Origin of the sequence: Algibacter sp. L3A6 (assembly GCF_009796825.1) — a bacterium.
Lineage (GTDB): Bacteria > Bacteroidota > Bacteroidia > Flavobacteriales > Flavobacteriaceae > Algibacter.
This window is the reverse complement of sequence record NZ_CP047030.1, coordinates 1,705,478-1,731,343: the sequence shown is the minus strand read 5'-3', so window position 1 is coordinate 1,731,343 and position 25,866 is coordinate 1,705,478. Positions and strand designations below refer to the sequence as shown.

At 35.1% G+C, this 25,866-nt stretch carries 18 protein-coding genes; 14 read left to right on the top strand and 4 right to left on the bottom strand.

What is annotated here, in order from left to right; translation table 11 throughout:
- Position 1 precedes the first annotated feature (1 nt).
- From GQR98_RS07160 to GQR98_RS07130, 7 genes are all read left to right on the top strand, one after another.
- Positions 2–982 (top strand): lysylphosphatidylglycerol synthase transmembrane domain-containing protein, encoded by a 981-nt coding sequence (locus GQR98_RS07160; RefSeq protein ID WP_159018918.1) that lies wholly within the window; start codon positions 2–4, stop codon positions 980–982.
- Positions 983–1,076: 94 nt separating this feature from the next.
- Complete coding sequence (locus tag GQR98_RS07155) at positions 1,077–2,228, top strand: alpha/beta hydrolase (protein WP_159018917.1); 1,152 nt, start codon at positions 1,077–1,079, stop codon at positions 2,226–2,228.
- A 35-nt stretch (positions 2,229–2,263) separates the two neighbouring features.
- Positions 2,264–3,622 (top strand): DNA repair protein RadA, encoded by a 1,359-nt coding sequence (gene radA / locus GQR98_RS07150; RefSeq protein ID WP_159018916.1) that lies wholly within the window; start codon positions 2,264–2,266, stop codon positions 3,620–3,622.
- A gap of 758 nt (positions 3,623–4,380) precedes the next feature.
- Positions 4,381–8,991, top strand: a complete 4,611-nt coding sequence (locus GQR98_RS07145; protein WP_233268092.1) for a LamG-like jellyroll fold domain-containing protein — start codon at positions 4,381–4,383, stop codon at positions 8,989–8,991.
- A gap of 121 nt (positions 8,992–9,112) precedes the next feature.
- Positions 9,113–12,517 (top strand): isoleucine--tRNA ligase, encoded by a 3,405-nt coding sequence (ileS, locus tag GQR98_RS07140; protein WP_159018914.1) that lies wholly within the window; start codon positions 9,113–9,115, stop codon positions 12,515–12,517.
- A gap of 4 nt (positions 12,518–12,521) precedes the next feature.
- Positions 12,522–12,902 carry a TraR/DksA family transcriptional regulator gene (locus GQR98_RS07135; RefSeq protein WP_159018913.1) on the top strand — a complete coding sequence of 127 codons (381 nt, stop codon included), beginning with the start codon at positions 12,522–12,524 and terminating at the stop codon, positions 12,900–12,902.
- A 61-nt stretch (positions 12,903–12,963) separates the two neighbouring features.
- On the top strand, positions 12,964–13,584 hold the full coding sequence (locus GQR98_RS07130; RefSeq protein ID WP_159018912.1) for a lipoprotein signal peptidase: 621 nt from the start codon (positions 12,964–12,966) through the stop codon (positions 13,582–13,584).
- Positions 13,585–13,596: 12 nt separating this feature from the next.
- Here GQR98_RS07130 and GQR98_RS07125 read toward each other — a convergent pair whose 3' ends face one another.
- From GQR98_RS07125 to GQR98_RS07110, 4 genes are read right to left on the bottom strand one after another with little or no spacing between them, the layout of a single operon-like run.
- The gene (locus GQR98_RS07125; RefSeq protein ID WP_159018911.1) at positions 13,597–14,160 is read right to left on the bottom strand and encodes a 5-formyltetrahydrofolate cyclo-ligase; all 564 of its coding nucleotides are present in this window, start codon (positions 14,158–14,160) and stop codon (positions 13,597–13,599) included.
- A gap of 22 nt (positions 14,161–14,182) precedes the next feature.
- Complete coding sequence (locus GQR98_RS07120) at positions 14,183–15,157, bottom strand: succinylglutamate desuccinylase/aspartoacylase family protein (RefSeq protein WP_159018910.1); 975 nt, start codon at positions 15,155–15,157, stop codon at positions 14,183–14,185.
- Entirely contained in the window at positions 15,158–16,033 is an 876-nt protein-coding gene (rimK, locus tag GQR98_RS07115) for a 30S ribosomal protein S6--L-glutamate ligase (protein ID WP_159018909.1), read from the bottom strand.
- A 2-nt stretch (positions 16,034–16,035) separates the two neighbouring features.
- The gene (locus GQR98_RS07110; protein ID WP_159018908.1) at positions 16,036–16,461 is read right to left on the bottom strand and encodes an ATP-dependent zinc protease; all 426 of its coding nucleotides are present in this window, start codon (positions 16,459–16,461) and stop codon (positions 16,036–16,038) included.
- A gap of 341 nt (positions 16,462–16,802) precedes the next feature.
- Here GQR98_RS07110 and uvrC point away from each other — a divergent pair, with 341 nt between their 5' ends.
- The 7 genes from uvrC (at position 16,803) to GQR98_RS07075 (ending at position 25,855) form a co-directional block, all read left to right on the top strand.
- A complete protein-coding gene (gene uvrC, locus GQR98_RS07105) occupies positions 16,803–18,602 on the top strand; it encodes an excinuclease ABC subunit UvrC (RefSeq protein WP_159018907.1) in 1,800 nt (599 codons plus the stop codon).
- A gap of 64 nt (positions 18,603–18,666) precedes the next feature.
- Positions 18,667–20,895 (top strand): patatin-like phospholipase family protein, encoded by a 2,229-nt coding sequence (locus GQR98_RS07100; RefSeq protein WP_233268107.1) that lies wholly within the window; start codon positions 18,667–18,669, stop codon positions 20,893–20,895.
- 234 nt (positions 20,896–21,129) lie between these two features.
- Positions 21,130–22,287: a homogentisate 1,2-dioxygenase gene (locus GQR98_RS07095; RefSeq protein ID WP_159018906.1), complete on the top strand. Its 1,158-nt coding sequence runs from the start codon at positions 21,130–21,132 to the stop codon at positions 22,285–22,287.
- A 245-nt stretch (positions 22,288–22,532) separates the two neighbouring features.
- Positions 22,533–23,009 (top strand): CCC motif membrane protein, encoded by a 477-nt coding sequence (locus GQR98_RS07090; protein ID WP_074937464.1) that lies wholly within the window; start codon positions 22,533–22,535, stop codon positions 23,007–23,009.
- Between the two features lie 32 nt (positions 23,010–23,041).
- Positions 23,042–24,202: a 4-hydroxyphenylpyruvate dioxygenase gene (gene hppD / locus GQR98_RS07085; RefSeq protein WP_159018905.1), complete on the top strand. Its 1,161-nt coding sequence runs from the start codon at positions 23,042–23,044 to the stop codon at positions 24,200–24,202.
- Positions 24,203–24,432: 230 nt separating this feature from the next.
- Complete coding sequence (locus tag GQR98_RS07080) at positions 24,433–25,293, top strand: cupin-like domain-containing protein (protein WP_159018904.1); 861 nt, start codon at positions 24,433–24,435, stop codon at positions 25,291–25,293.
- 61 nt (positions 25,294–25,354) lie between these two features.
- The gene (locus tag GQR98_RS07075; protein ID WP_159018903.1) at positions 25,355–25,855 is read left to right on the top strand and encodes a DUF6646 family protein; all 501 of its coding nucleotides are present in this window, start codon (positions 25,355–25,357) and stop codon (positions 25,853–25,855) included.
- Positions 25,856–25,866: the final 11 nt, after the last annotated feature.

The following is a 25,866-nucleotide window of genomic DNA, read 5'->3' as shown; positions in this document are numbered from 1 at the left end:
TTTGAATAAACAAGCAAAAAATATACTTAAAATTACACTCCCATTATTATTGGGAGTTTTTTTGGTTTGGTATTCACTGTCCAAAGTATCTATTAGCAAGGTTATTGAATATGCCCAAAATGCCGATTACACCTATATTATTTTAGGTGTTTTTTTAGGACTTTTAAGTCATTTATCACGTTCTTACCGCTGGATTTTTATGCTAGAGCCTATGGGTTACAAAATAAAATTCGGTAATAGCCTTATGGCTGTTTTTGCGACCTACTTAATAAACTACACCATACCTCGTGCTGGTGAAGTTGCCCGAGCTTCTATATTAACAAACTATGAGGGAGTACCCTTCGAAAAAGGCTTCGGAACCATTGTTGCCGAACGCATTGCAGATATGCTCGTTATGCTTGGTATTATTGCGATTACGCTTTTTCTACAATTCGATTTTATTTATGGTTTTTTAGTTGAAAAGTTTAATCCTGTAAAAATTGGAATTGCTCTTGTTGTATGTATTTTACTTGGCCTACTATTTCTAAGATTAATAAAACAAAGTAATTCAAAACTCGCTTTAAAAATTAAAAATTTCGCTAACGGACTTATTGAAGGTGCGTTAAGTATTTTTAAAATGAAGAAAAAATGGGCATTCATTTTTCACACTCTTTTCATTTGGGGTATGTACCTACTCATGTTCTACGTCACCTCTTTTTCTATAACAGAATTACACGGTATTTCTGCTGGAGCAATCTTAATAGGCTTCATATCAGCTAGCTTTAGTATTGCCGCAACAAATGGTGGAATTGGCTCTTACCCATTGGCCATTTTTGCTGCCTTTTCAATTTTCGGTATCGCAGAAGAACCAAGTATCGCTTTTGGCTGGATTATGTGGGCATCTCAAACATTAATGATTATTCTTTTTGGTGGTTTATCACTTATTTATTTACCAATTTATAACAGGAACAAAACGGCAAAACAAGAACAATCAACAAATTAAGGTTTAGTTTTACAAAGTACAACACTTTTCTTTTTTGAATTCTAATCGCTTATTTCATACCTTGCCATAATTAAATCTCAAATCGTTTTTTAAAATGAAGAAACTCATCCTTTTCGTTTTTCTGTTTAGCCTTACTTTTATAAACATTGAAGCCCAAGTAAAATATGAAACTTTCGAATCTTCTAAACTAGGAGAAACCCGACAAATAAAAATTCAACTACCACGTGGTTACGATTCTAACCAAGATAAAAGTTACCCTATTTTTATAGTTTTAGATGGCGATTACTTATTTGAAGCCGTTGCCGGAAATGTAGACTACTACTCCTACTGGGAAGACATGCCTGAATCTATTGTAGTTGGCGTAAACCAAATGGATACAAGATATGATGATTGTTTATATTCTGAACAAAACTCGTTACCCGTTGAAACTGGAGCTGCCTTTTTTGAATTTATAGGTCAAGAGCTTGTTCCTTATATAGAAAAAACGTTTAGAACAGTAAACTTTAGAGTAGCAGTTGGCCATGGTCAAACAGCAAACTTAATAAACTACTACTTACTAAAACCTCAACCATTATTTCAAGGCTATATAGCTATTAGTCCAGAATTAGCGCCAGGTATGTTAGATTATATTCCCGAAGGTTTATCTAAAGCAGAATCTAAAATATTCTACTATTTAGCCAACACAGACAACAATGGATCTTCTGTTAAGAAAATGACTAATACTTTAAACACAGACATTGCCGCACTAGATAATAAAAACGTAGTGTATAATTTTGATAGCTTTGAAGGGCCATCTCATTATTCTGTACCAACACACGCCATTCCAAATGCGATTGAAAAGATATTTCATGTTTTTCAACCCATATCAAAAAAGGAATACAAAGAAACAATACTTGAATTACAAATTTCACCTGTTTTATATCTTCAAGAAAAATATGAAAGCATTAATGATTTATTCGGAATTGATAAAAAAATTCTAATTAATGATTTTAAAGCAATCTCGGCAGCCATTGAAAAAAACGAACTTTACGAATACTACGAAGCGTTAGGTAAATTAGCCCGAAAAGCATATCCTGAAACCCTTTTAGGCACGTATTACATGGCGCGTTTTTACGAAGAAACTGGCGAACCTAAAAAAGCTATGCGTACCTACCAATCAGCTTATACCTTAAAAGAAATTGCAGGACTTACTAAGGATGAAATGCTAGAGAAAGCAAACTTAATTAAAGAAGATTTCGGTTACTAAAACCTAAACACAATACTAAATTCCAAATTTGAAAAATGGCTAAAGTAAAAACCACTTTTTTTTGCCAAAACTGCGGCACGCAATACGCTAAATGGCAAGGACAATGTAATGCTTGTAAAAATTGGAACACCATAGTTGAAGAGGTTATACAGAAACCAGAAAAAAGCGATTGGAAAACCCCAACCAATAGCGCTAAAAGAGTTTCTAAACCTTTACGATTAAAAGAAATCGACTCATCTAAAGAAGCTCGATTAGACACCTCAGATGCTGAATTTAATCGCGTTTTAGGAGGCGGTATTGTACCAGGATCTCTAACACTTTTAGGAGGAGAACCCGGTATTGGCAAAAGCACATTGCTTCTTCAAATATCACTAAAACTACCATACAGAACACTATATGTTTCTGGTGAAGAAAGCCAAAAACAAATAAAAATGCGTGCTGAACGCATTAACCCAAATAACGAAAGCTGTTACATTCTAACAGAAACCAAAACGCAAAATATTTTTAAGCAAATTGAAGCCTTAGAACCAGACATCGTTATTATAGATTCGATACAAACGCTACATTCCGATTATATAGAATCATCAAGCGGAAGTATCTCTCAAGTAAAAGAATGCACAACCGAACTTATTAAATTCGCAAAAGAAACAAATACACCAGTAATTTTAATTGGACACATTACTAAAGATGGGAATATTGCAGGACCAAAAATACTAGAGCATATGGTAGATACCGTGCTACAATTTGAAGGCGACCGCAACCATGTGTTTAGAATTTTACGTGCACAAAAAAACCGTTTTGGCTCAACCCACGAACTTGGTATTTATGAAATGTTAGGCTCAGGATTAAGAGAAGTCTCTAACCCTAGTGAAATTTTAATTTCAAAAAAAGACGAAGAACTTTCGGGCAATGCCATTGCCGCAACCTTAGAAGGCATGCGCCCTTTAATGATAGAAGTTCAAGCCTTAGTTAGCACAGCTGTATATGGCACACCACAACGTAGTGCCACTGGTTTTAATGCTAAACGCCTAAACATGTTATTAGCTGTTTTAGAAAAACGCGCAGGATTTAGACTAGGCGCAAAAGATGTCTTTTTAAATATTACAGGAGGCATAAATGTTGATGATCCCGCTATAGATTTAGCTGTTGTTGCCGCTATTTTATCTTCAAATGAAGATGAAGCTTTGCCTGCTAATTATTGTTTTGCTGCAGAGGTTGGATTATCTGGAGAAATTCGTCCTGTTCAACGTGTAGAACAACGTATTCTAGAAGCTGAAAAACTTGGGTTTTCAACCATTTTTGTATCTAAATACAATAAGATTTCATTGAGAGACACTAACATTAAAATTCAATTAATTTCTAAAATTGAAGATTTGGTATCAAGCTTAACCTAAAACCATTAATCTACAGAAAACTGCAATTGAGCGATACAAGCTCACTACCTGAACGATTCCCGTTATAATCAGACAATGATTTGTGTAATTTTGTATAACAAATTACGTGAAATAATTGAATTTTGTTCCCTTAGCACAGTTCGACTTACTAAAACTCGTTTAGAAAATAAAAAAAATATATCACTAAGATGTATTTTAACGATTTTTTAAGCATTAATTACAAAAAAAATGCTTTTAAACGAATTTTTTAGTTGTTTTAACGATAAAAAGTATTAATATTACCACCAATTTAAATCTGATTTTAGCCTTAAACACCGAAATAAAATTTAAATTGATGTACGTTTACCTCCCTCGTAAATACATTTTAATCTATCCATTAATCGAAAAAAAATAGTTATAGAGAAAAATTTAATAGTCCCAAACTAATTAAAGTTTTATTCTATGAGTATAAATTACACCAACCTGTACCTTGTTATAGCACTTTGCTTAACACGCACATTTTATACATTTTTAAAGTTATTCCATGCTCTTAATTTAGCCTCGCTCAATTTAAGCACAAGAAATCACTAAGGTACCAATTGAAAACTTCAGGAATAGAAATACTTATTTTTCATTATTCAATAATTCACAACATTTATACAAATTAGCTTTAATACGCTTTTTCTCCTTATAATATAATCTCTCAAATTAATTAAACAATGCGCCTCAATAATTTCAAGTTTAAATTCATTCTGTTTTTTTGTTTTATTTTTTTCAATATGGCAAATGCCCAGTTAAGCGACTTGCATTTCCTGCCTCCATTAAAACAAGATGCTAACAACCAAGCTATACAGCAACAAACCATCTATCTATCAACACCAACTGTAAATGATTTTACGGTAAATGTTTATCAAGGTACAAGCACAACTGCTTTAACCAGCTTTTCTCTATCTAAAGCAACTCCAGTAACTTATGCTTTAAGTGATGGAGACAACAATATTACGTTAGTGAACAATGACAATACTGGTGTTGTTTTGAGCACCTCAGGCTTGAGGTTTGAAGCCCCTTCTGGTGATAATTTTTATGTAAACTATAGAGGTAGATCTGGATCTCAAGCAGCTTCAATAACAACAAAAGGAAGAGCTGCTTTAGGACAAAAATTTAAATGGGGAGGCGCACCTATTGAGGCTAACCACAATACAATGAGTGCTACCTTAGGTATTATGGCCTCAGAAGATGACACCAATATTACTATCTCAGGTTATAATCCTAATTGCGAATTTAGGCTTCAAGGTGACTTAGATGGACTTACAGCCAATACAATCAATATCACCTTGCAGAAAGGGCAATCTTATGTTTTAGAAGCTGCCAAAGATGCTGCATCAGCAAACGTAGATGGTTGGATAGGCGCTTCAATAAATTCAGACAAAGACATTGCTATCAGTAATGGTATGTTAAATTTCGGAGTAAGCCCTTCTAGCGCCAGTAGAGATGCCGGAGCCGACCAGCCCGTTCCAGAAGATAAGTTAGGTAAAGATTATGTTTTTGTAAGAGGTCGCGGAGGCAGCTCGAATGAGTTTGTGATTATTATAGGGACTCAAGCAAATACAAACATCTATGTTAACGGTAATACAACACCGTTCGCGAATATAGATGAAGGTGAATATGCAGAAATACCTAGCTCATATTTTTCAGGAAATTCAGTTGGCGACAACATGTTAATTACCACTTCTAAAGATTCTTATGCTTATCAAGTGATTTCTGGAGATACAGGTATTCATACCGTAAGTCTTAATTTCGTAGCACCAGTAAGCTGCTTATTACCAGACACCATGGATTTTATTCCTAATATAAAGGATATATCAGGAGTTACTGCTAATGGTGGAGTTTTTATAATAGCCTCTACCACTACAGCAGACTCGAATATTACAATTAAAGATGGTACTACAGCAGTTACACTTCCTGCAGCAAAAGCTGTAGCAGGTTCTTCGGACTGGAAAACATTTTACATCTCGGGTCTTACAGGAGATATTTCTGTTCAATCTTCTGGTCCTATTGCTGTTGGATATTTAGGGTACAATGGCGCGCGTGGTATTGCTGGATATTTTTCTGGATTTGATACTGTTCCCGAAGTAACTTTACAAGTTGCAGGTGGAGGCTGTTTGCCAGGAGCTATAGTAGAAGTTATAGATGAAACATTCGATTCTTACCAATGGTTTGAAGATGGAGCTTTAATAGCAGGAGCAACACACGCAACCTATTCACCAACAACATCTGCAGATTATTATGTAAGAGTTGTTAAAGGTGGATGTACTTATGATTCTCAACCACTTTCGGCATACTATTGCAACCCAGATGTTGTACTAACAAAAACAGTTGATAAAAATCAAATTATTGAAGGTGAAACAGCAATATTTACAATTGAAGTAGAAAATTCAGGTTTAAACCCAGTTACCAACTTAAGAGTTGAAGACAACATCCCTAGCGGATTAACCTTAATAAACTCGAATCCTTCTGTAGGAACTTGGAGTGGTAACACCTGGACAATAGGCACTTTAAATAGCGGAGACAAAGAAACTATTGAATTAGAAGTAATGGCCGATGACATAAATACCATGGCTACAGCTATAACAAATACAGCATTTAATTATCAAGATCAAACAGATGATAATATTACTCCTGATAGCCCTTCTGCTGATATTTCCATTTATAACTTTGTAAGCAAGGCTTCTATCGATTTTGATGGTGCAGATGATTATTTAGATGGTACACCATTTATAACTAACTGGGAAAACGGCACAATAATGGGTTGGATAAAAATTGATCATGATAATGATGGCAATTTACCTAATTCTTATAGTATTGCTGGGCAAGAAAATATGCGAATTTTTATAACTAACGGCCGTACGCCAGCCTTTTTGGTAACTATGCAAGGTGAGGTCACGGCATCATCAAACTATCCAAATAATATCCAAGTACAACCAGATCCATCTTCAGGTGTTAAGTTAGAAAATAACCTATGGTATCACGTAGCTGGAGTGTTTGACTCAAGCAATCAATCTATTAAACTTTATTTAAATGGAGAATTAGTTGGCACAACAACAAATTCAAAATTAAATTCAGAATTAATAACTAAAAATTATAATGGTACTTCACATATTTATTCTACAAGAAATTTTACAATAGGTAGACACCCTACCAATACTAGTGCTTTCAATCATTTTAATGGAGACATAGACGAGGTTCGTGTATTCAACACAGCATTAAGTGATGTACAAGTGCAGCAAATGGTTTATCAAGAAATAGAAGAAAACACCGGTGTTATACGCGGTAGTGTTATACCAAAAAACATTGAAGACCCTAATTTATCAACAGTACCCTGGTCAAGTTTACATGGATATTACCCTATGACGGATATCTATTACGCTACAAATACTGTAACAGATTACTCAGCAAGCGGTCACGATTTAACATTACATAACATTTCAACAATACTCGAGCAAACAGCTCCAATGCCTTTTGTTACAAATAGTGATGGAGATTGGACCAACGAAACAAACTGGCTACACGGTGATGTTTGGGATATAACAGATACCAACGGAAATAGTCCGTGGAGTATTATAAAAATTGAACACAATATTGAAGGAAACCTTTCAACTGAAAATCTTGGGTTAATAATTGACACAGACAAAACATTAACTATAAATGGCGATAATCTTGTAAAAAACAATTGGTACCTAGAATTAAATGGAGCATTAGATTTAATGAATGATTCCCAATTAATACAAACCGAAATTAGTGATTTAGTAACATCAGAAAACGGTAGAATATTAAGGAGGCAAGAAGGAACATCTAATGTATACTGGTACAACTATTGGTCTTCTCCTGTAGGCGCTACGGGCATCACACCTTTAACCAATAATAATGCCTCAGAAAACAACAGTAATAATTCAGCCTTTAACTTAGACATGATTAAATTCAATCCTGGACTAGAAGGCAGATTCACCTCGAGTTATAGTGGCTCAGGGAGTATTAGCACGTATTGGCTATACACTTTTATTAATGGATTAACCTATTGGGATTGGGCAAAACTTTCAATATCAACTCCGATTCAAGCAGGTATAGGGTACACACAAAAAGGAACCGGAACACCAGAAGAAAATCAAGAATATATTTTTGAAGGAAAACCAAACAACGGTACAATTTTAATTGATGTTATAGATAAAGGAGGCGAAGGATCTGTAGCGAATGCATCTAAAACAGAATACCTTTTAGGAAATCCCTACCCATCTGCACTTGATATCCATAAATTCATAGATGACAATCAAGGTTTAATTGATGGAACATTACAAGTATGGCAACAATGGAGCGGGAGCTCCCATAACTTAAGAGACTATAATGGTGGTTATGCTCAAGTAAACAAACTTGGATCAACTAGAGCACGCCAGTTTTCAGGAACAATTGAAGGAGGAACAATAGGTGGCGAAGTCGGCACACTTTTACCAACAAGATATTTACCAGTTGGACAAGGATTTATTACCGAAATTACAGCAACAGGTAAAGTGGAATTTAATAACAGCCAACGTATTTTTATTAAAGAAGCCGATGCCGATGGAACGGATACTAATGGCTCTACTTTCTTTAGAGGCGTTCAAACAAAAAACTACGCAACAACCGATACTGCTTCCGAAGAAAATAGTATGCAAAAAATAAGACTAGAATTCAATTCTATATCTGGACCTGAAGCTAAACGAGAACTTTTACTTGGCTTTAGCGAAGAAACCACAGATGCTTATGATTATGGTTACGATGCTGAATCTGACGACACCAACAACAACGATTTAAATCTTGATCTAGATGGTAAAAACATGAATTTACAAGCTTACGGAGAAATCACAGAAGACAAAGTGGTACCCCTAAATTTTAGATCGTCTGGAGATAATGCTTTTGAAATTAAAATCTCTGAAGAAATTAATTTAAATGAAGATCAAAATGTGTACTTACGTGATAATCTACTCGGAATCTATTTCGATTTAACACAAGAGGCTGCCTACAATTTCACATCTGCACAAGGTATCTTTAATAAAAGATTCGAAATTGTATTTCAAGATGAAGCACAAACCTTAAGCAGCGAAGAAGTTACAGCTACCGAAAACTTTATGTATTTCCAAAACAAGGTGAACACATTCTACGTTAAAAAATTAAACAGCGACGTTACTAAATTAACCTTAGTAAACATGAGAGGACAATCGGTGTTAGAACAACAAAACGTATCGTCATCTGAATTAAGCAACGGTATTCAATTTAATAATTTAGCAACCGGAACCTATGTTGTATGTTTAAGAACAGACACAAATGAAGTACTTACTAAAAAGATAGTAATCAACTAAAAATTAAATACATACACAAATTTTAAAAAGACCACAGCTCTAGTGGTCTTTTTTTATTTCAAAAAATTAATGTTTTAAGTATTATTCCTTAAATTCGCAACCTTACTAGAATTGATGATACATGAGCGCTAAATTTCCTGAATACAAAGGACTTGACTTACCAAATGTTGCAGACCAGATCTTAAACTATTGGCAAGAAAATAACATATTTGAAAAAAGTGTAACCACAAGAGAAGGCAAAAAACCTTTCGTGTTTTTTGAAGGGCCACCTTCAGCAAACGGATTACCTGGTGTACACCATGTTTTAGCACGTGCTATTAAAGATATTTTTCCACGATATAAAACCATGAAAGGCTACCAAGTTAAGCGTAAAGCTGGTTGGGACACACACGGTTTACCTATTGAATTAGGTGTAGAAAAAGAATTAGGAATTACCAAAGAAGATATTGGTAAAACTATTTCTGTAGAAGATTATAATGCAGCCTGTAGAAAAGCAGTAATGCGCTATACAGATGTTTGGAACGACCTCACTCAAAAAATGGGTTATTGGGTAGATATGGACGATCCATACGTTACTTATGAACCTAAATACATGGAAACAGTTTGGTGGCTATTAAAAGAAATATACACTAAAAACTTAATGTATAAAGGCTATACCATTCAGCCTTACTCGCCAAAAGCAGGTACAGGTTTAAGTTCGCACGAAGTTAACCAACCTGGAGCTTACCAAGATGTAACAGATACAACCATTGTTGCTCAGTTTAAAGCAGTAGAAAGCACCTTGCCAGATTTTTTACAAAACGAAGGCGATATACATTTTACAGCATGGACTACAACACCTTGGACTTTACCGTCTAATACAGCGTTAACAGTTGGTCCAAAAATAGATTACGTTTTAGTTGAAACTTATAACCAATACACATTCAAACCTATGAATGTTATTTTGGCAAAAGCTTTAGTTAACAAACAATTTGATGGAAAATTTAAACGCGTTGAAGAAAAATCAGCACTTTTAGAATATAAAGATGGTGATAAAAAAATACCATATTTCGTTGTAAAAGAATTTATAGGTAAAGACCTTGTTGGTATTAAATACGAACAATTATTACCATACGCCTTACCGAACGATAATCCAGAAAATGCTTTTAGAGTTATTGCTGGAGATTTTGTAACCACAGAAGACGGAACCGGGATTGTACATACAGCTCCAACCTTTGGTGCAGACGATGCCTTGGTTGCAAAGCAAGCCGTACCAGAAATTCCTCCAATGTTGGTGAAAGATGAAAACGACAACTTAGTACCACTAGTAGATTTGCAAGGTCGTTTTAGACCAGAGATGCAAGAGTTTGGTGGTAAATATGTTAAAAACGAATACTATAACGATGGTGAAGCTCCAGAACGCTCTATAGACGTTGAATTAGCGATTAAATTAAAAGAAGAAAACAAAGCCTTTAAGGTTGAAAAATATAAGCACAGTTACCCACATTGCTGGCGTACCGATAAACCAATTCTATATTACCCATTAGATTCTTGGTTTATTAAGGTAACCGATATTAAAGGCCGCATGCACGAGTTAAACACAGGTATTAACTGGAAACCAAAAGCAACCGGAACAGGCCGTTTTGGAAACTGGTTAGCAAATGCAAACGACTGGAATTTATCTCGCTCACGTTACTGGGGAATTCCGTTACCAATTTGGAGAACTGAAGATGGTAAAGAGGAAATCTGCATAGGTTCTGTTGGAGAACTAAAAGCAGAAATGCAAAAAGCAGTTACAGCAGGTGTGCTAGCTAAAGATATTTTTGAAGAGTTTGAAGTTGGAAACAATTCCGAAGAAAACTACGCGAAAATAGATTTACATAAAAATATAGTTGATGAAATTACTTTAGTTTCAGCAAACGGACAACCAATGAAACGTGAAAGCGATTTAATTGATGTTTGGTTCGATTCTGGCTCTATGCCATATGCACAATGGCACTACCCTTTTGAAAATAAAGAAAAAATTGACGAAAATAAATCGTTCCCAGCAGATTTTATAGCAGAAGGTGTCGATCAAACTCGTGGATGGTTTTATACGCTTCACGCTATAGCTACTATGGTTTTCGATTCTGTAGCCTATAAAAATGTAGTCTCTAACGGATTGGTATTAGACAAAAACGGTCAAAAAATGTCTAAACGTTTAGGTAACGCCGTAGATCCATTTGAAACTTTAGGAAAATATGGTGCCGATGCTACGCGTTGGTACATGATTGCTAATGCAAATCCATGGGACAATTTAAAATTCGATTTAGAAGGTATAGAAGAAGTAAAACGTAAATTCTTCGGAACACTTTACAACACCTACTCTTTCTTTCAGCTTTATGCTAATCTTGATAATTTCAACTATAGCGAAGCCGATATTCCTTTAAACGAACGTCCAGAAATTGACAGATGGATTCTTTCAGAATTACACACTTTAATTCAGAAAGTAGATGCTTTTTATGCAGATTACGAGCCTACAAAAGCAGCCAGAGCTATTTCCGATTTCACACAAGATTACGTAAGTAACTGGTTTGTGCGCTTAAGTAGAAGACGTTACTGGAAAGGAGATTACCAACAAGATAAAATTTCGGCATACCAAACACTTTACACCTGTATGGAAACTATTGCGAAATTAGGCGCACCAATTGCACCGTTCTTTATGGATAAATTATACTTAGATTTAAATTCAGTAACCAAAAAAGAATCTTTTGAGAGTGTACACCTATCAAACTTCCCAGTATTCGACGAGAATTTTGTTGATAAGTCTTTAGAGAACAAGATGGAAAGCGCTCAAATTATTTCATCATTAGTGCTTTCATTACGTGCAAAAGAAAAAATAAAAGTAAGACAACCGCTACAAAAAATAATGATTCCTATTAATAGTGAATCTCAAAAGAATGAAATATTAGCAGTTGCAGACCTTATAAAATCTGAGGTTAATGTAAAAGAAATTGAAGTTTTAGAGGACGCTTCGGATATTTTAGTAAAACAAATAAAACCAAACTTTAAAGTTCTTGGCCCTCGTTTTGGAAAAGACATGAAGGCTGTTGCGCAATTAGTTAATAACTTCACTGCTAGTGATATAAAAAACATTGAGCAAAATGGTATTTTGGAAGTCGAAGTGAATGGAAAAAATATTACCTTAGAACGTACAGATGTCGAAATAACATCTCAAGATATCGAAGGGTGGCTAGTTGCAAACGACGGTGCTTTAACGGTAGCTTTAGATGTAACCATTTCTGAAGAATTACGTAAAGAAGGTATTGCGAGAGAGTTAATCAATCGTATACAAAATTTACGAAAAGATTCAGGTTTTGAAGTAACCGATCGTATAGATGTTACTTTTCAAAAAGACGAAAATATTGTAAAGGCTGTAGAAGCAAACCTTGCGTATATTAAGTCTGAAACACTAACTAACGAATTAAAAATTATTGATAAATTAGAAGATGGTATAGAAATTGCTTTTGATGAAGTAAATACCAGATTGTCTATCCAAAAAAACTAAAACTATGGCAGAAAATACTGTAAGATATTCGGATGCTGATTTAGCAGAGTTTAAAGTGCTAATAGCCGAAAAAATAAAAAAAGCACAACACGATTTAGCACTTATACAAAGTGCGTATATGAACGACCATAGCAATGGAACTGAAGATACATCGCCACAATTTAAAGCCTTCGATGAAGGTAGTGCTGTAATGAGTAAGGAATCTAACTCACAATTGGCTATCCGTCAAGAAAAATTTATACGCGATTTAAAAAATGCTTTAATCCGTATTGAAAATAAAACTTACGGTATCTGTAGAGTTACAGGGAAACTGATAAACAAAAAACGTTTAGAGCTTGTGCCACATGCTACATTAAGTATCGAGGCTAAAAACATGCAACAATAGTAATTAAAATTTTATATTTGAAACGTCTCATGCTTTTATGAGGCGTTTTTTAGTTTTAAATATGTCTTTAAAAAAATCTATCCTACTTATCGTTATCCTATTATTAATCGATCAGATTAGTAAAATATACATCAAAACCAATTTCGCACTTCACGATAATGTTGAGGTCTTTAGTTGGTTCAAAATATATTTTATAGAAAACGATGGAATGGCTTGGGGCACAAAAATTAGTGATTTCGCTTCTTTTATAGACGATAGGTCTGCAAAAATCGCTTTAACCTTATTTAGAGTTTTTGCTATTTTCGGTATTGGTTATTGGCTTGTAGATGCTACTAAAAAGCAAAGTTCTAAAATATTAATTACAGCTATTGCTTTAATTTTTGCTGGTGCTTTAGGTAATATTATAGATTCAGTATTTTATGGTGTTTTATTTGAAGACAGCATGAACCAAGTAGCGACGTTTTTACCAGAAACAGGTGGATATGACAGCTTATTACATGGCAAGGTGGTAGACATGCTTTATTTCCCCTTATTTCAAGTAAATTTACCAGAATGGCTGCCTTTATATGGCGGACAACGCTTTAATTTCTTTGAACCTGTTTTTAACGTAGCCGATATGGCTATAAGTACAGGTTTTCTAATGCTTATTGTATTCAATAAAAAAGCGTTCAGCAAAGATTAAGTTTATTTTTTACTAAAACTCATAAACACGCTCTGGTGTTACGCAATAATCTAGGCGCACATCACTTTCATAAACATCGGTAATTTCGGCGGAAGCTTCAAAAAAAGACAAGCCTATTTTAATAGTTTCAGGTTTACATTTGGTTAAAAACCGATCGTAAAAACCTTTACCATAACCAACACGATTACCAAGTGTATCAAAAGCTAAAAGCGGAATAAACACTACTTCAACCTTGTCATCTAAAATCTCGATACCATCAACAGGTTCAGGAATATTGTAGTTGTTTTTTTTAATAACCGTGTTATCGGTTAACAAAAAATGCTGCATACCACCAGTTTTAAAATCGCTTTTAGAAATTAAAATGTTTTTATCCTTTCCCGATAAAATATTCAGAATATAATCGGTGTTTACTTCCTTATGTTCTTCGATAGCTAGAAAAACATGATAGAAAGAAGCATTCCAAACAGGCAATTTTAAAAGCTGATTAGCAATAGCTAAACTAAAATCGTCTATTTGATTTACAGATAGATCGTTTCTAAGATTTTTATATGTTTTTCGTAATTCATTTTTAGTCATACTAAAATCATATTATCAAAACTTAATGTTTCAAGGTTGTAGAGATGTGAAACAAAGCATCACCCTGATATACAATAGGAGATTCATTTACATTAATAATATATCCAGAGTTTGGCGCTTTCACAACATAGTCAAACTTCCCGTAAGGATCCATAATATTACCCAATACATCACGCTTGTCCACATAAGACCCAATAGCTACAGAAGCTTTAAACATCCCTGAAAACTTAGCCCTTTGCCATTTACTATCATCTATAAAAATGGTGCTTTTTCTAGGCGCTGCACTTTTAAAATTAACACCAAGCATCCCTAAATATTTCAATACACGTTTAGATCCATTTACTCCAGAACTTGTTACGGCATCATCGATATGGTTAGATTTTCCACCTTCAAAAAGCAACAAAGGCTTCCCTAATTTATAACAAGTCGTTCTAAAAGATTTCGATAAATTTTTAGAATACAAAACAAAAGGAGCCCCAAAGGCCTTCGCTAAGTTATTAAGCTCAACATCTTCCTTTGTGTAACGCAGTTGCGGTGCGTTAAATCGACCAGAACCACCCGTATGAAAATCCAAAATAATATCGACGTGTGGCAAAATTTCATTCACCAATTTAAAGGCTACACGCCCCGCTAACGATCCCGTTGGACTTCCAGGGAATACACGGTTTAAATCGCGACCATCAGGAAATTCTCGTTTTAAGTTTATAAACCCAAAAACATTAATAACCGGAATACAAATTATGGTTCCTATTTTCGGTTTATTGATCCCTTTAGCAATAAGTTGTCTAACAATTTCAACACCATTTACTTCGTCACCATGAATTCCAGCCGTAAAAAGCACAATTGGACCAGGTTTTTTAGCACGCGAAATTATAACCGGTACATTTACAGGTGTTGAGGTATGTAAATTAGCTACATCAAAATTAACCTCTCTACTCTCTCCCGGACCTATATCTTCACCTAAAATAGTTAAAATGTTGTTGCGTAATTCTGGCATTTATTTCGTGTTTTTTTCAATATAAACAATAATATTTTTTGCAATATTTCGTCCAGTAGCAGCTTCAATACCCTCTAAACCAGGCGTAGAATTCACCTCTAACAGTAATGGACCACGTTCCGATTGTAACATATCTACTCCACAAACAGGCAGTTTTAAGGCCGTAGCTGCATTCATAGCCACCTTTAACTCATCGTGATTAAGCTTTACAATTTCAGCCGATCCGCCACGGTGTAAATTAGATCTAAACTCTCCCTCTTTACCTTGGCGTTTCATAGCACCAACCACTTGGCCATCTACAACTAAAGCACGTAAATCTGCACCTTTAGCTTCCGATATATATTCTTGTACCAACGCACGAGCCTGTAAACCATTAAAAGCCTCTAAAACAGATTCTGCAGCATTTTTAGTTTCAGCTAAAACCACGCCTAAACCTTGAGTACCTTCCAAAAGCTTAATAATAACCGGTGTTCCTCCAACATGTTTAATAACACGCTCTACATCACGAGAATAATTAGTAAATACCGTTTTAGGCATACCAATTCCTGCTTTAGATAAACGCTGGAAACTACGCAATTTATCACGAGAACGAATAATCGCATCCGATGTTACGGTAGTAAAAACGCCCATCATTTCAAACTGACGCACTACAGCACAACCAAAAAAGGTAACCGAAGTTCCAATTCTAGGTATAATAGCATCAACATAGTCTAAATATCGATCTTTATAAAAAATCGTTGGATTTTCCTTTTCAATAATAAGGTCACACTTCAACGGGTCTATAACCTCGATTTTATGACCTCTTTTTTTTCCTTCTTCCACCAAGCGATCAGTCGAATACAGTTCCGCATTACGCGATAAAATTACTATGTTCATTGTTATTGTTTTTTCATTTTAAAAGAAACTTGTTCCAAATCCACATCGATCAAAAATTTTTGTTTTAAAAATTGTCTTCCAATCAACACCGGATATTTCATATCGCTTCTCGTGCTTAAAGTTAAGTTAATCTTGTATGTTTTACCAAAGATTACCACATCAGATTTTACTTTATATCTATTTTCCTTAAAACCGTTACTACTTTTCACATTAGTTCGTGAAAATTCAGTGAACACAATTTCCGTATCACCAAAATTTTGATGTACATCACTACTAAAACCACATTTTAGCACATTATTTTCTTCAATTATTTCCGTACAATGTATTGCCGACGTATAAGCACCGGTATCCATTTTCACATCAATATTAAACAAACCTAATGCCGGAAAATTTAAAACATCGGTTCTACCTAAAATCTTTTTACTCATTTTTTAATTATTTCTTTGGGCGTTACCACAAGGGTCGGGCTTTCCGCAGTCGCTTTTTTGTGTTGCATATGTGCAACCACACAAAAAGAGCTCCAACAATGCTACAATCCCTAACGCAAGCTCATCTGCAAACATCAATTTTCGTCAATAAAAAAAACACATCCTAGCAAACTAGAAGCATTTTTAAAAGTGGCGAAAGTATACAATTAGTTAATTCAAAAAACATTTTTAAAAAATAATTTCTACCTATAAATTAACAGGCATAAGTTATAACATCTATTCGTATAAATTCGTGAGATTACTATCTAAAAAACATCAATAAAATAATTACCTTTGAAACAATGGATACCCCTGATTTAGACATACAATTAAAGACCCTACCAAATCAACCTGGTGTTTATCAATATTTTGATAAAGATGATACCATAATTTACGTTGGCAAAGCCAAAAACCTTAAAAAAAGGGTTACCTCCTATTTCACTAAAACCCACGATAACGGTAAAACCCGCGTGTTGGTCAAAAAAATAGCCAACATAAAGCACATTGTGGTCGATACCGAAACCGATGCGCTTTTACTGGAGAACAACCTGATAAAAAAGTATAAACCACGATACAATGTTTTATTAAAAGATGATAAATCGTACCCATGGATTTGCATAAAAAACGAACGTTTCCCACGAGTGTTTTCCACACGACGTGTTTTTAAAGACGGCAGCGATTATTTTGGACCATACACCAGCGGCAAAACCGTTTACACACTTTTAGATTTAATAAAAGGTCTTTACAGTTTACGCACCTGTAACTTTAACCTATCTCAAGAAAAAGTAAATTCTGGCAAGTATAAAGTCTGTTTAGAATATCATTTAGGCAACTGCAAAGGCCCTTGTGAAAACCGCGAAACCGAAGCGCAATACAACAAAAACATAGTAGCGATAAAAGAAATTTTAAAAGGAAACTTCAAAGACTCCTTACAGCAGTTTAAACAGCAAATGCGTGATCTAGCCGATAACATGCAGTTTGAAGAAGCACATAAAATGAAGGAGAAAATTCAGGTTTTAGAAAACTATCAAGCTAAATCTACCATTGTAAATCCAAAAATTAGTAATGTAGATGTGTTCTCTATAATGAGTGACGAAGGCTATGGTTATATCAATTTTTTACAGCTATCCTACGGTTCTATAATTCGCTCGCATACTTTAGAAATTAAAAAGAAGCTAGACGAAACCGACCAAGAATTACTAGAACTCGCAATTACCGAAATTAGACAACGTTTCGATTTTAATTCTAAAGAAATTTACGTGCCCTTTAAAGTTAATATAGGCGAAAACTTAAAAGTTACAGTACCCCAATTAGGCGATAAAAAACACATTTTAGATCTATCACTTCGGAATGCTAAGTATTTCCGAATGGAGCGTTTTAAACAAATAAAAATAGTAGATCCAGACAGGCATGCCAACAGAGTTATGGCACAAATGAAAGCCGACTTACGTCTTTCTGAAGAACCTCGCCACATTGAATGTTTCGATAACTCGAACATACAAGGAACAAACCCTGTAGCCGCTTGCGTTGTATTTAAAAATGGTAAGCCTAGCAAAAAGGATTATCGAAATTTTAATATAAAAACCGTAGTTGGCCCAGACGATTTTGCTTCTATGGAAGAGGTTGTATACCGTCGTTACAAACGTTTAGTTGAAGAAGAACAACCTTTACCACAACTAATAATAATAGATGGTGGAAAAGGACAACTATCTTCAGCATTAAAAAGTTTAGACGCATTAGGCTTACGAAATACTATTGCTATTATAGGAATTGCAAAACGTTTAGAAGAATTATTCTATCCAGACGATCCAATTCCCTTATATTTAGATAAAAAAAGTGAAACTCTAAAGATAATTCAGCAATTACGAAATGAAGCCCACCGTTTTGGTATTGAGCATCACCGTAATAAACGTAGTAAATCGGCTTTAAATACCGAGCTTGAAACCATTCCGGGTATTGGCGATAAAACTATTGTAGAATTATTAAAACATTTTAAATCGGCAAAACGTGTAGCAAATGCTAAACTAGATGAGTTAGAAGATGTTGTTGGCGTATCTCGAGCCTCAAAAATTTACACCTTTTATCACGAAAAGGAGACTTAAACCACAAACCAGTTATCAGTAAAATATTATTACCAAACATAGACTCGTTAAAATAAAAACATTGATAAAAAAAACCGCCATATTACTCCTAATTCTGTTCGTTGGCTTTTCCGCGAAAGCGCAAAACAAAACAGAAAAAAAGACTCCAAAAGTAGGCTTGGTATTAAGTGGTGGTGGCGCAAAAGGACTTGCACACATTGGTGTTTTAAAAGTTATAGACAGCTTAGGCATTAAGATAGATTATATTGCAGGCACAAGCATGGGTGCTGTAATTGGCGGGCTTTACGCATCGGGATATTCGGGCAAACAGTTAGACTCCATTTTTCATCAAGTAGATTTTGATAAACTTATAAACGACGATTTACCAAGAGCTTCTAAAGCCTTTTACGAACGTGATAACGCCGAAAGATATGCGGTAAAATTACCCTTCGACGATTTTAAAATTAAATTACCATCAGCACTTTCTCGTGGTCAAAACACTTATAATTTATTTTCAACCTTAACGCTATCTATAAACGAAACTAGCGATTTTAGCAAATTACCTATTCCGTTTTTTTGTATTGGCACAAACGTAGAAACGGGTAACCAGGTGGTTTTAGAATCGGGCGATTTAACACAATCTATTATGGCGAGTAGCGCGCTTCCATCACTTTACCAGCCAGTTATAATTAATGGCGATGTACTTGTAGATGGTGGTGTAATTAACAACTACCCTATTGGAGAATTACGTGCTAAAGGCATGGATAAAATTATTGGTGTAGATGTACAAGACGATCTTTTAAATCGTAAAGAACTCACCTCGGCTCCCGATGTTTTGCTTCAAATAAATAATTTCAGAACGGTAAGCGACATGAAATTAAAAGCCAAGCTTACCGATATTTACATAAAACCAAATATTAAAGAATACAACGTGGTATCTTTTAATGAAGGTCGAGAAATTATTGAAAGTGGAAAAATAGCCACATTAGCAAACCTAGAAGATTTTAAAAATCTACCTCTTAGAGAAAAAGAACAAAAACTTAAAGAAAGAGTGCCAGATAGTATTACCATAAACAACTTATCGGTAAAAGGCAATAACAACTACACGCGCGCCTATGTTTTAGGTAAACTGAAATTAAAACAGAGCGAAAAAATAAGCTATACAGATTTCATTAAAGGCGTCAACAACTTAGTAGCTACCAATAACTTCGACTCTTTTCAATATAAATTAAAACGTACAGGAGCTTCTGAAACTTACGATTTAGAGACGCATTTAACCGAAACCCAAAACACCACATTTTTAAAACTAGGAATCCATTTTGATGATTTATACAAAAGTGCCATTCTAGTAAACATCACTAAAAAACGATTATTATTTAAAAATGATATCGCTTCTTTCGATTTTATATTAGGCGATAATGTGCGTTACAATTTCGATTACTTAATAGACAAAGGTTTTTATTGGAGTGTTGGTTTCCGCTCTAGTTTCAATACGTTTAATAAAAACGTAAGTGCTAGTCTACTGCTAGAAGATAGCGAAATAGATGCCACCGGATTAAATAAAATAGGTACAGAACTAGACGATCAAACCAATCAATTTTATCTACAAACACTGTTTAGAAAAGATTTTGCATTCAGTATAGGAGCAGAACACAAGCGTTTAGAGTTAAGCTCAGAAACTTTTTTAACAGATAGTCCAGATGAGGAATATGTATTCGAAAAAACGGATTATCTAAGTGTTTTTGGAAACTTAAAACTAGACACCTACGATAATAAATATTTCCCTAAAAAAGGCGTGTATTTTAATGGCGATTTACACACTTACTTATTTGCTTCCAACTTCAATAAGGATTTCGAAAACTTTTCGATTGCCAAAGCAGATATAGGCTATGCCTTTAGCGCATCACACAATTTAGCATTCAATATAAAAACAAGTGGTGGTTTTAAAACCGGTAACAAATCGACTAAAACCTTAGATTTTGCCCTTGGAGGATACGGTAACAACCTAATAAACAACTTTATACCATTTATTGGTCACGATTTTATTTCCCTTACGGGGAATAGTTATGTAAAAGCATCTTTTATTGCCGATTACGAAATTTTCAAAAAACATCACATTACGCTAGAAGGCAACTGGGCCAACATAGACGACGATATTTTCGACTCCGGCGAATGGTTCTCACTTCCAGACAATCGCGGTTACGGCTTAGGTTACGCCATGGAAACCCTAATAGGCCCTCTACAAGTAAAATACAGCTATGCCCCCGAGTTAGGCCAAAGCATCTGGTTCTTTAATTTAGGTTTTTGGTTCTAAATCAACGATTACGATTTATTCAAAATAAATTCTATTTATCGAATTATAATTTAAAATTTTACGATATTTGTAGTAATATGACACTGTTTTGGGTAAATTTACTTCAGCACCTTAATTTTCTTATCAAGAGAAATCCTGAATAAGCAGGCATTATTGTATATTTAAATCACTTTTTTAAAGTTTAAAGCCACACGCTTTAAAACATTTAATTATTAATTTATAATTCTAAAAAGTATGCCTATTTATCATAAACTAGGAAACATTCCTCCTAAACGACACACACAATTTAGAAAACCGGACGGCAGTTTGTACGCCGAACAACTTTTTGGCACTATTGGTTTCGATGGTATGGCAACCAATAGTTACCACGAACAACGACCAACACAAGTAAAAGCCATAAAAAACCAATACAGTGTTGCTCCAAAAATTGCATTAAAAAACAATATAAAATCTTATAGATTAAAAGGCTTTCAAGTAAAACCAGAGAACGATTATTTAGAAAGCCGTAAAACCGTTTTAATAAATAGCGATTGCGCCATTATTCTAGCAGCACCAAAACAATCTACAGAAAACTATTTTTATAAAAACACCGATGCCGACGAGCTTATTTTTGTGCATAAAGGCACTGGAAAACTACGCACACTCCTAGGAAATCTCGATTTTAAATACGGTGATTACCTTTTAATTCCGCGTGGCATTATTTATAAAATAGATTTCGACACCGAAGACAATAGGCTTTTTATAGTAGAATCGCGCCGTCCAATTTACACACCAAAACGTTACCGCAATTGGTTTGGGCAACTTTTAGAACACGCTCCATTTTGCGAACGTGATATTCGCCGTCCGGCAGAATTAGAAACCCATAACGAAAATGGAGACTTTTTAATAAAAGTAAAAAAACAAGACGATATTATAGAAATGGTCTACACCTCTCATCCTTTTGATGTTGTGGGTTACGACGGTTACAACTATCCGTACGCCTTTTCCATTCACGATTTCGAACCCATAACAGGTCGCATACATCAACCGCCACCGGTGCACCAAACTTTTGAAACCGATGCCTTTGTAATATGCAGTTTTGTGCCGCGACTTTACGACTACCATCCGCAATCTATTCCGGCGCCATACAACCATAGCAACATCGATTCCGATGAAGTTTTGTATTACGTAGACGGCGATTTTATGAGTCGTAACGATATCGATCAAGGTCATATTTCTCTGCACCCTGCAGGTATTCCACACGGTCCGCACCCAGGAGCCACGGAACGCAGCATAGGTAAAACTAAAACCAACGAACTCGCCGTAATGGTAGATACTTTTAAACCGCTGATGCTAACCGAAGAAGCCATGAAAATTGCCGACGAAAACTATTATAAATCCTGGTTAGAATAAAATAATAAGAAGCTAATCCTGCTTTCCGCTATATCTTTTTACAAAGCTATTTTGAAAATATTTAAGTGATGTTACTGTCATTAAAATTTAGCAAACGCAAAGTATAGTAAATTTCAAGATTTGTAAAAAGGATGCCGCTGCAATCAGGGCTAACCAAACCGCCAACAAAAGGCTTAACCCAAAAACACTCAAATCTCCAGTTTGAGCACCTTCTAAACCAGAAGTTTTATCATGGATACACTACTATGAATTACAGTAAATTACCAGCCGATCCAAGTTCCCTAGTATTGGGCATTGTAGCCTTAGTATTAGGTTTTGCAGGCTGTTGTTGTTATGGCATTTTTGCCATTATCCCATTAATAATAGCCATTATTGGTTTAATGAGCGCCAATAGAAGTTTAAAAGAATTTGGCAACAATCCAGATGTCTATACACCACAAACTAGAAGTAACGTCTCAACGGCACGCGTGCTAAACATAATTGCCATTGTTTTTAACGGTATTATAGTGCTTATGTTTATAGGTGCACTTATATTCTACGGCACCATGTGGTCTACAGGTGTTTTTGATGAATTTAAAAACTTTGACAACTTCGAGACAGAGGAAATTTACGAATATGAATCGGATACTATTTTTAGTGATACCGAATACTACGAATCTGAAACTACTATAGACAGCATAGAGGTTGAAGAGCTCATAGAACCCACCGATAGCGGTGAATAAAACACAAATCCACAACTAATAAATAAGATATCATGAGTAAAGATATAGAATCAGTAAACTACGGATTAGAAAAAATATTTGAAGGCGCACAAGATTTTTTACCACTTCTTGGTACCGATTATGTAGAATTCTACGTTGGTAACGCGAAACAATCAGCTCATTTTTATAAAACAGCATTCGGTTTTCAATCGCATGCTTATAAAGGTTTAGAAACCGGATCTACAGATTCCGTAAGCTACGTGCTTACCCAAGATAAAATCAAACTGGTTCTAACCACACCTTTAAACAGTAAATCGCTAATAAACGAACACATTGTTAAACATGGCGATGGCGTTAAAGTAGTTGCTCTTTGGGTAGAAGATGCTCGAAAAGCTTACCAAGAAACTACCAGTCGAGGAGCAAAATCGTATATGGAGCCAACCGTTGAAACCGACGAACATGGCGAAGTTGTTAGAGCCGGTATTTATACTTACGGTGAAACGGTGCACATGTTTGTAGAACGCAAAAATTATAACGGTACTTTTTTACCAGGGTTTAAGGCATGGAATTCTGACTACAACCCAAAACCTGCCGGTCTTAAATACATAGACCACATGGTGGGCAATGTAGGCTGGAACCAAATGGATACTTGGGTTAAATTCTACGAAGATGTTATGGGCTTTGTAAACTTTTTATCGTTTGATGACAAGCAAATCCATACCGAATATTCGGCCTTAATGAGTAAGGTAATGAGTAACGGTAATGGCCGTATAAAATTCCCGATAAACGAACCTGCGGAAGGTAAAAAACGCTCGCAAATTGAAGAATATCTAGATTTTTATGAAGGCGCAGGCGTGCAACACATTGCCGTTGCCACAGATGATATTATAAAAACAGTAAGCCAACTAAAAGCTAATGGTGTGGAATTTTTATCGATTCCGCCAGAGGAATATTATAGAGCCGTACCAGGAAGGCTAGAAGCTTACAGCCATGAACTTCGTGAAGATATTGAAGGCCTAAAAAAACTTGGTATCATGATTGATGCTGACGAAGAAGGGTATTTGCTTCAAATTTTTACAAAACCCGTGGAAGATAGACCGACCTTATTTTTTGAAATCATACAGCGTATGGGCGCTAAAGGCTTTGGTGCTGGTAATTTTAAAGCGCTTTTTGAATCTATTGAGCGTGAACAAGCTAAAAGGGGCACACTTTAATTTTAACCTCAACCACGCAACGTTTGTTGCTATTTAATATTTTTAAAACCCGTCTCGTTCTAGAAAAACGAGACGGGTTTTCTTTTGCGTTAGCGATTGAACGGCCTGTTTAAGCTCCCGACCTTAGGAGGAGCGAGTAGTGAAAGCGCGACCCTTTTTAGGTAACGCCCAAATTAGTATTTTTAAATCGGTAACGTTTTGTTAACTTTGACCCCGAATACAAACAAGCTTTGACGTTGAACTTACAGGATATTCCGCGCGTAAAACATATTACGAAATCGGATTTTATAAAACACTATTTTACACCGCAAAAGCCTGTGGTTATCGAGCATTTTATCGATGACTGGCCTGCGTATTCTAAATGGAGTTTGGAGTACATGAAGCAAGTGGGTGGTGATATTACCGTGCCACTTTACGATGATAGACCTGTGGATTTTAAGGATGGTTTTAACGAGCCACATGCCAAAATGAAACTTGCCGATTATATTGATTTATTGAAGCGCGAGCCCACTAAATTCAGGATTTTCTTGTGGAATGCCTTAAAGGAGATTCCTGTACTACAAAAAGACTTTACGTTTCCTGATTTTGGTTTACGTTTAATGAAAGGTATACCGATGTTGTTTTTTGGCGGTGAGAACTCGCATACGTTTATGCATTATGATATTGATTTGGCCAACATCTTTCACTTTCATTTTGAGGGCAAAAAGCAGTGTATTTTGTTTGACCAAAAGCAGAATAAGTTTTTATACAAAGTGCCGCATGCTTTAATTACTCGCGAGGATATTGACTTTAATAGTCCGGATTTTGAAAAATGGCCTGCGTTAAAAAAAGCAAATGGTTACAAAACGGAACTTAACCATGGCGAAGTACTCTATATGCCCGAAGGTTATTGGCACTATATGCGCTACATAACTCCTGGTTTTTCTATGAGTTTGCGTGCTATTGCCAGAACCCCAAAACACTTTGGCAAAGCGATTTACAATGTATTTATTATGCGTAATTACGATAATTTAATGCGTAGAATTAAAGGGCAAAAATGGATTGACTGGAAAAACGAACAGGCCATACTACGTACAAACAAGCATTTATAAATTAAACCTTTGATTTTAAAAAAGTTGTAATATCTTTGCCGACTTAAATAAAACTCAAATCATGAATAAAAATTTAATTTTATTAGTATTAGTTGTACTTAGCGTATCGTTTGCACATTCGCAAGCATTTGAAGGTAAAGGTGATAATAAATTCCAAGTTGGTGCTAACTTACAAGATAACGGAACTGGACTTAATTTAAGTTACGATTTTGGTGTGGGGGAAAACATTTCTATTGGTTTTTCTACTTCATACCTTTTAAGCGTTGACGATGTTATTTTGGATGATGCTTTTGATACACGTTTTGACTTAAGAGCTCGTTTTAATGCTAACCTTGGTAATGTTATTAATGTTGATGAAAACTTTGATGTTTATCCTGGTTTAAGTCTTGGACTTAAAAACTTTGGTGGTCACTTAGGTGCTCGTTATTTTTTCTCTGATGGCTTTGGTGTTTACACAGAATTTAACGCGCCTTTCGCTAAATATAAATCTGGAACTTTAACAGCTGCAGAAACTTTACACAACCAATTTACGGTTAATTTAGGTATGGTATTTAACTTATAATATTTAGTTTT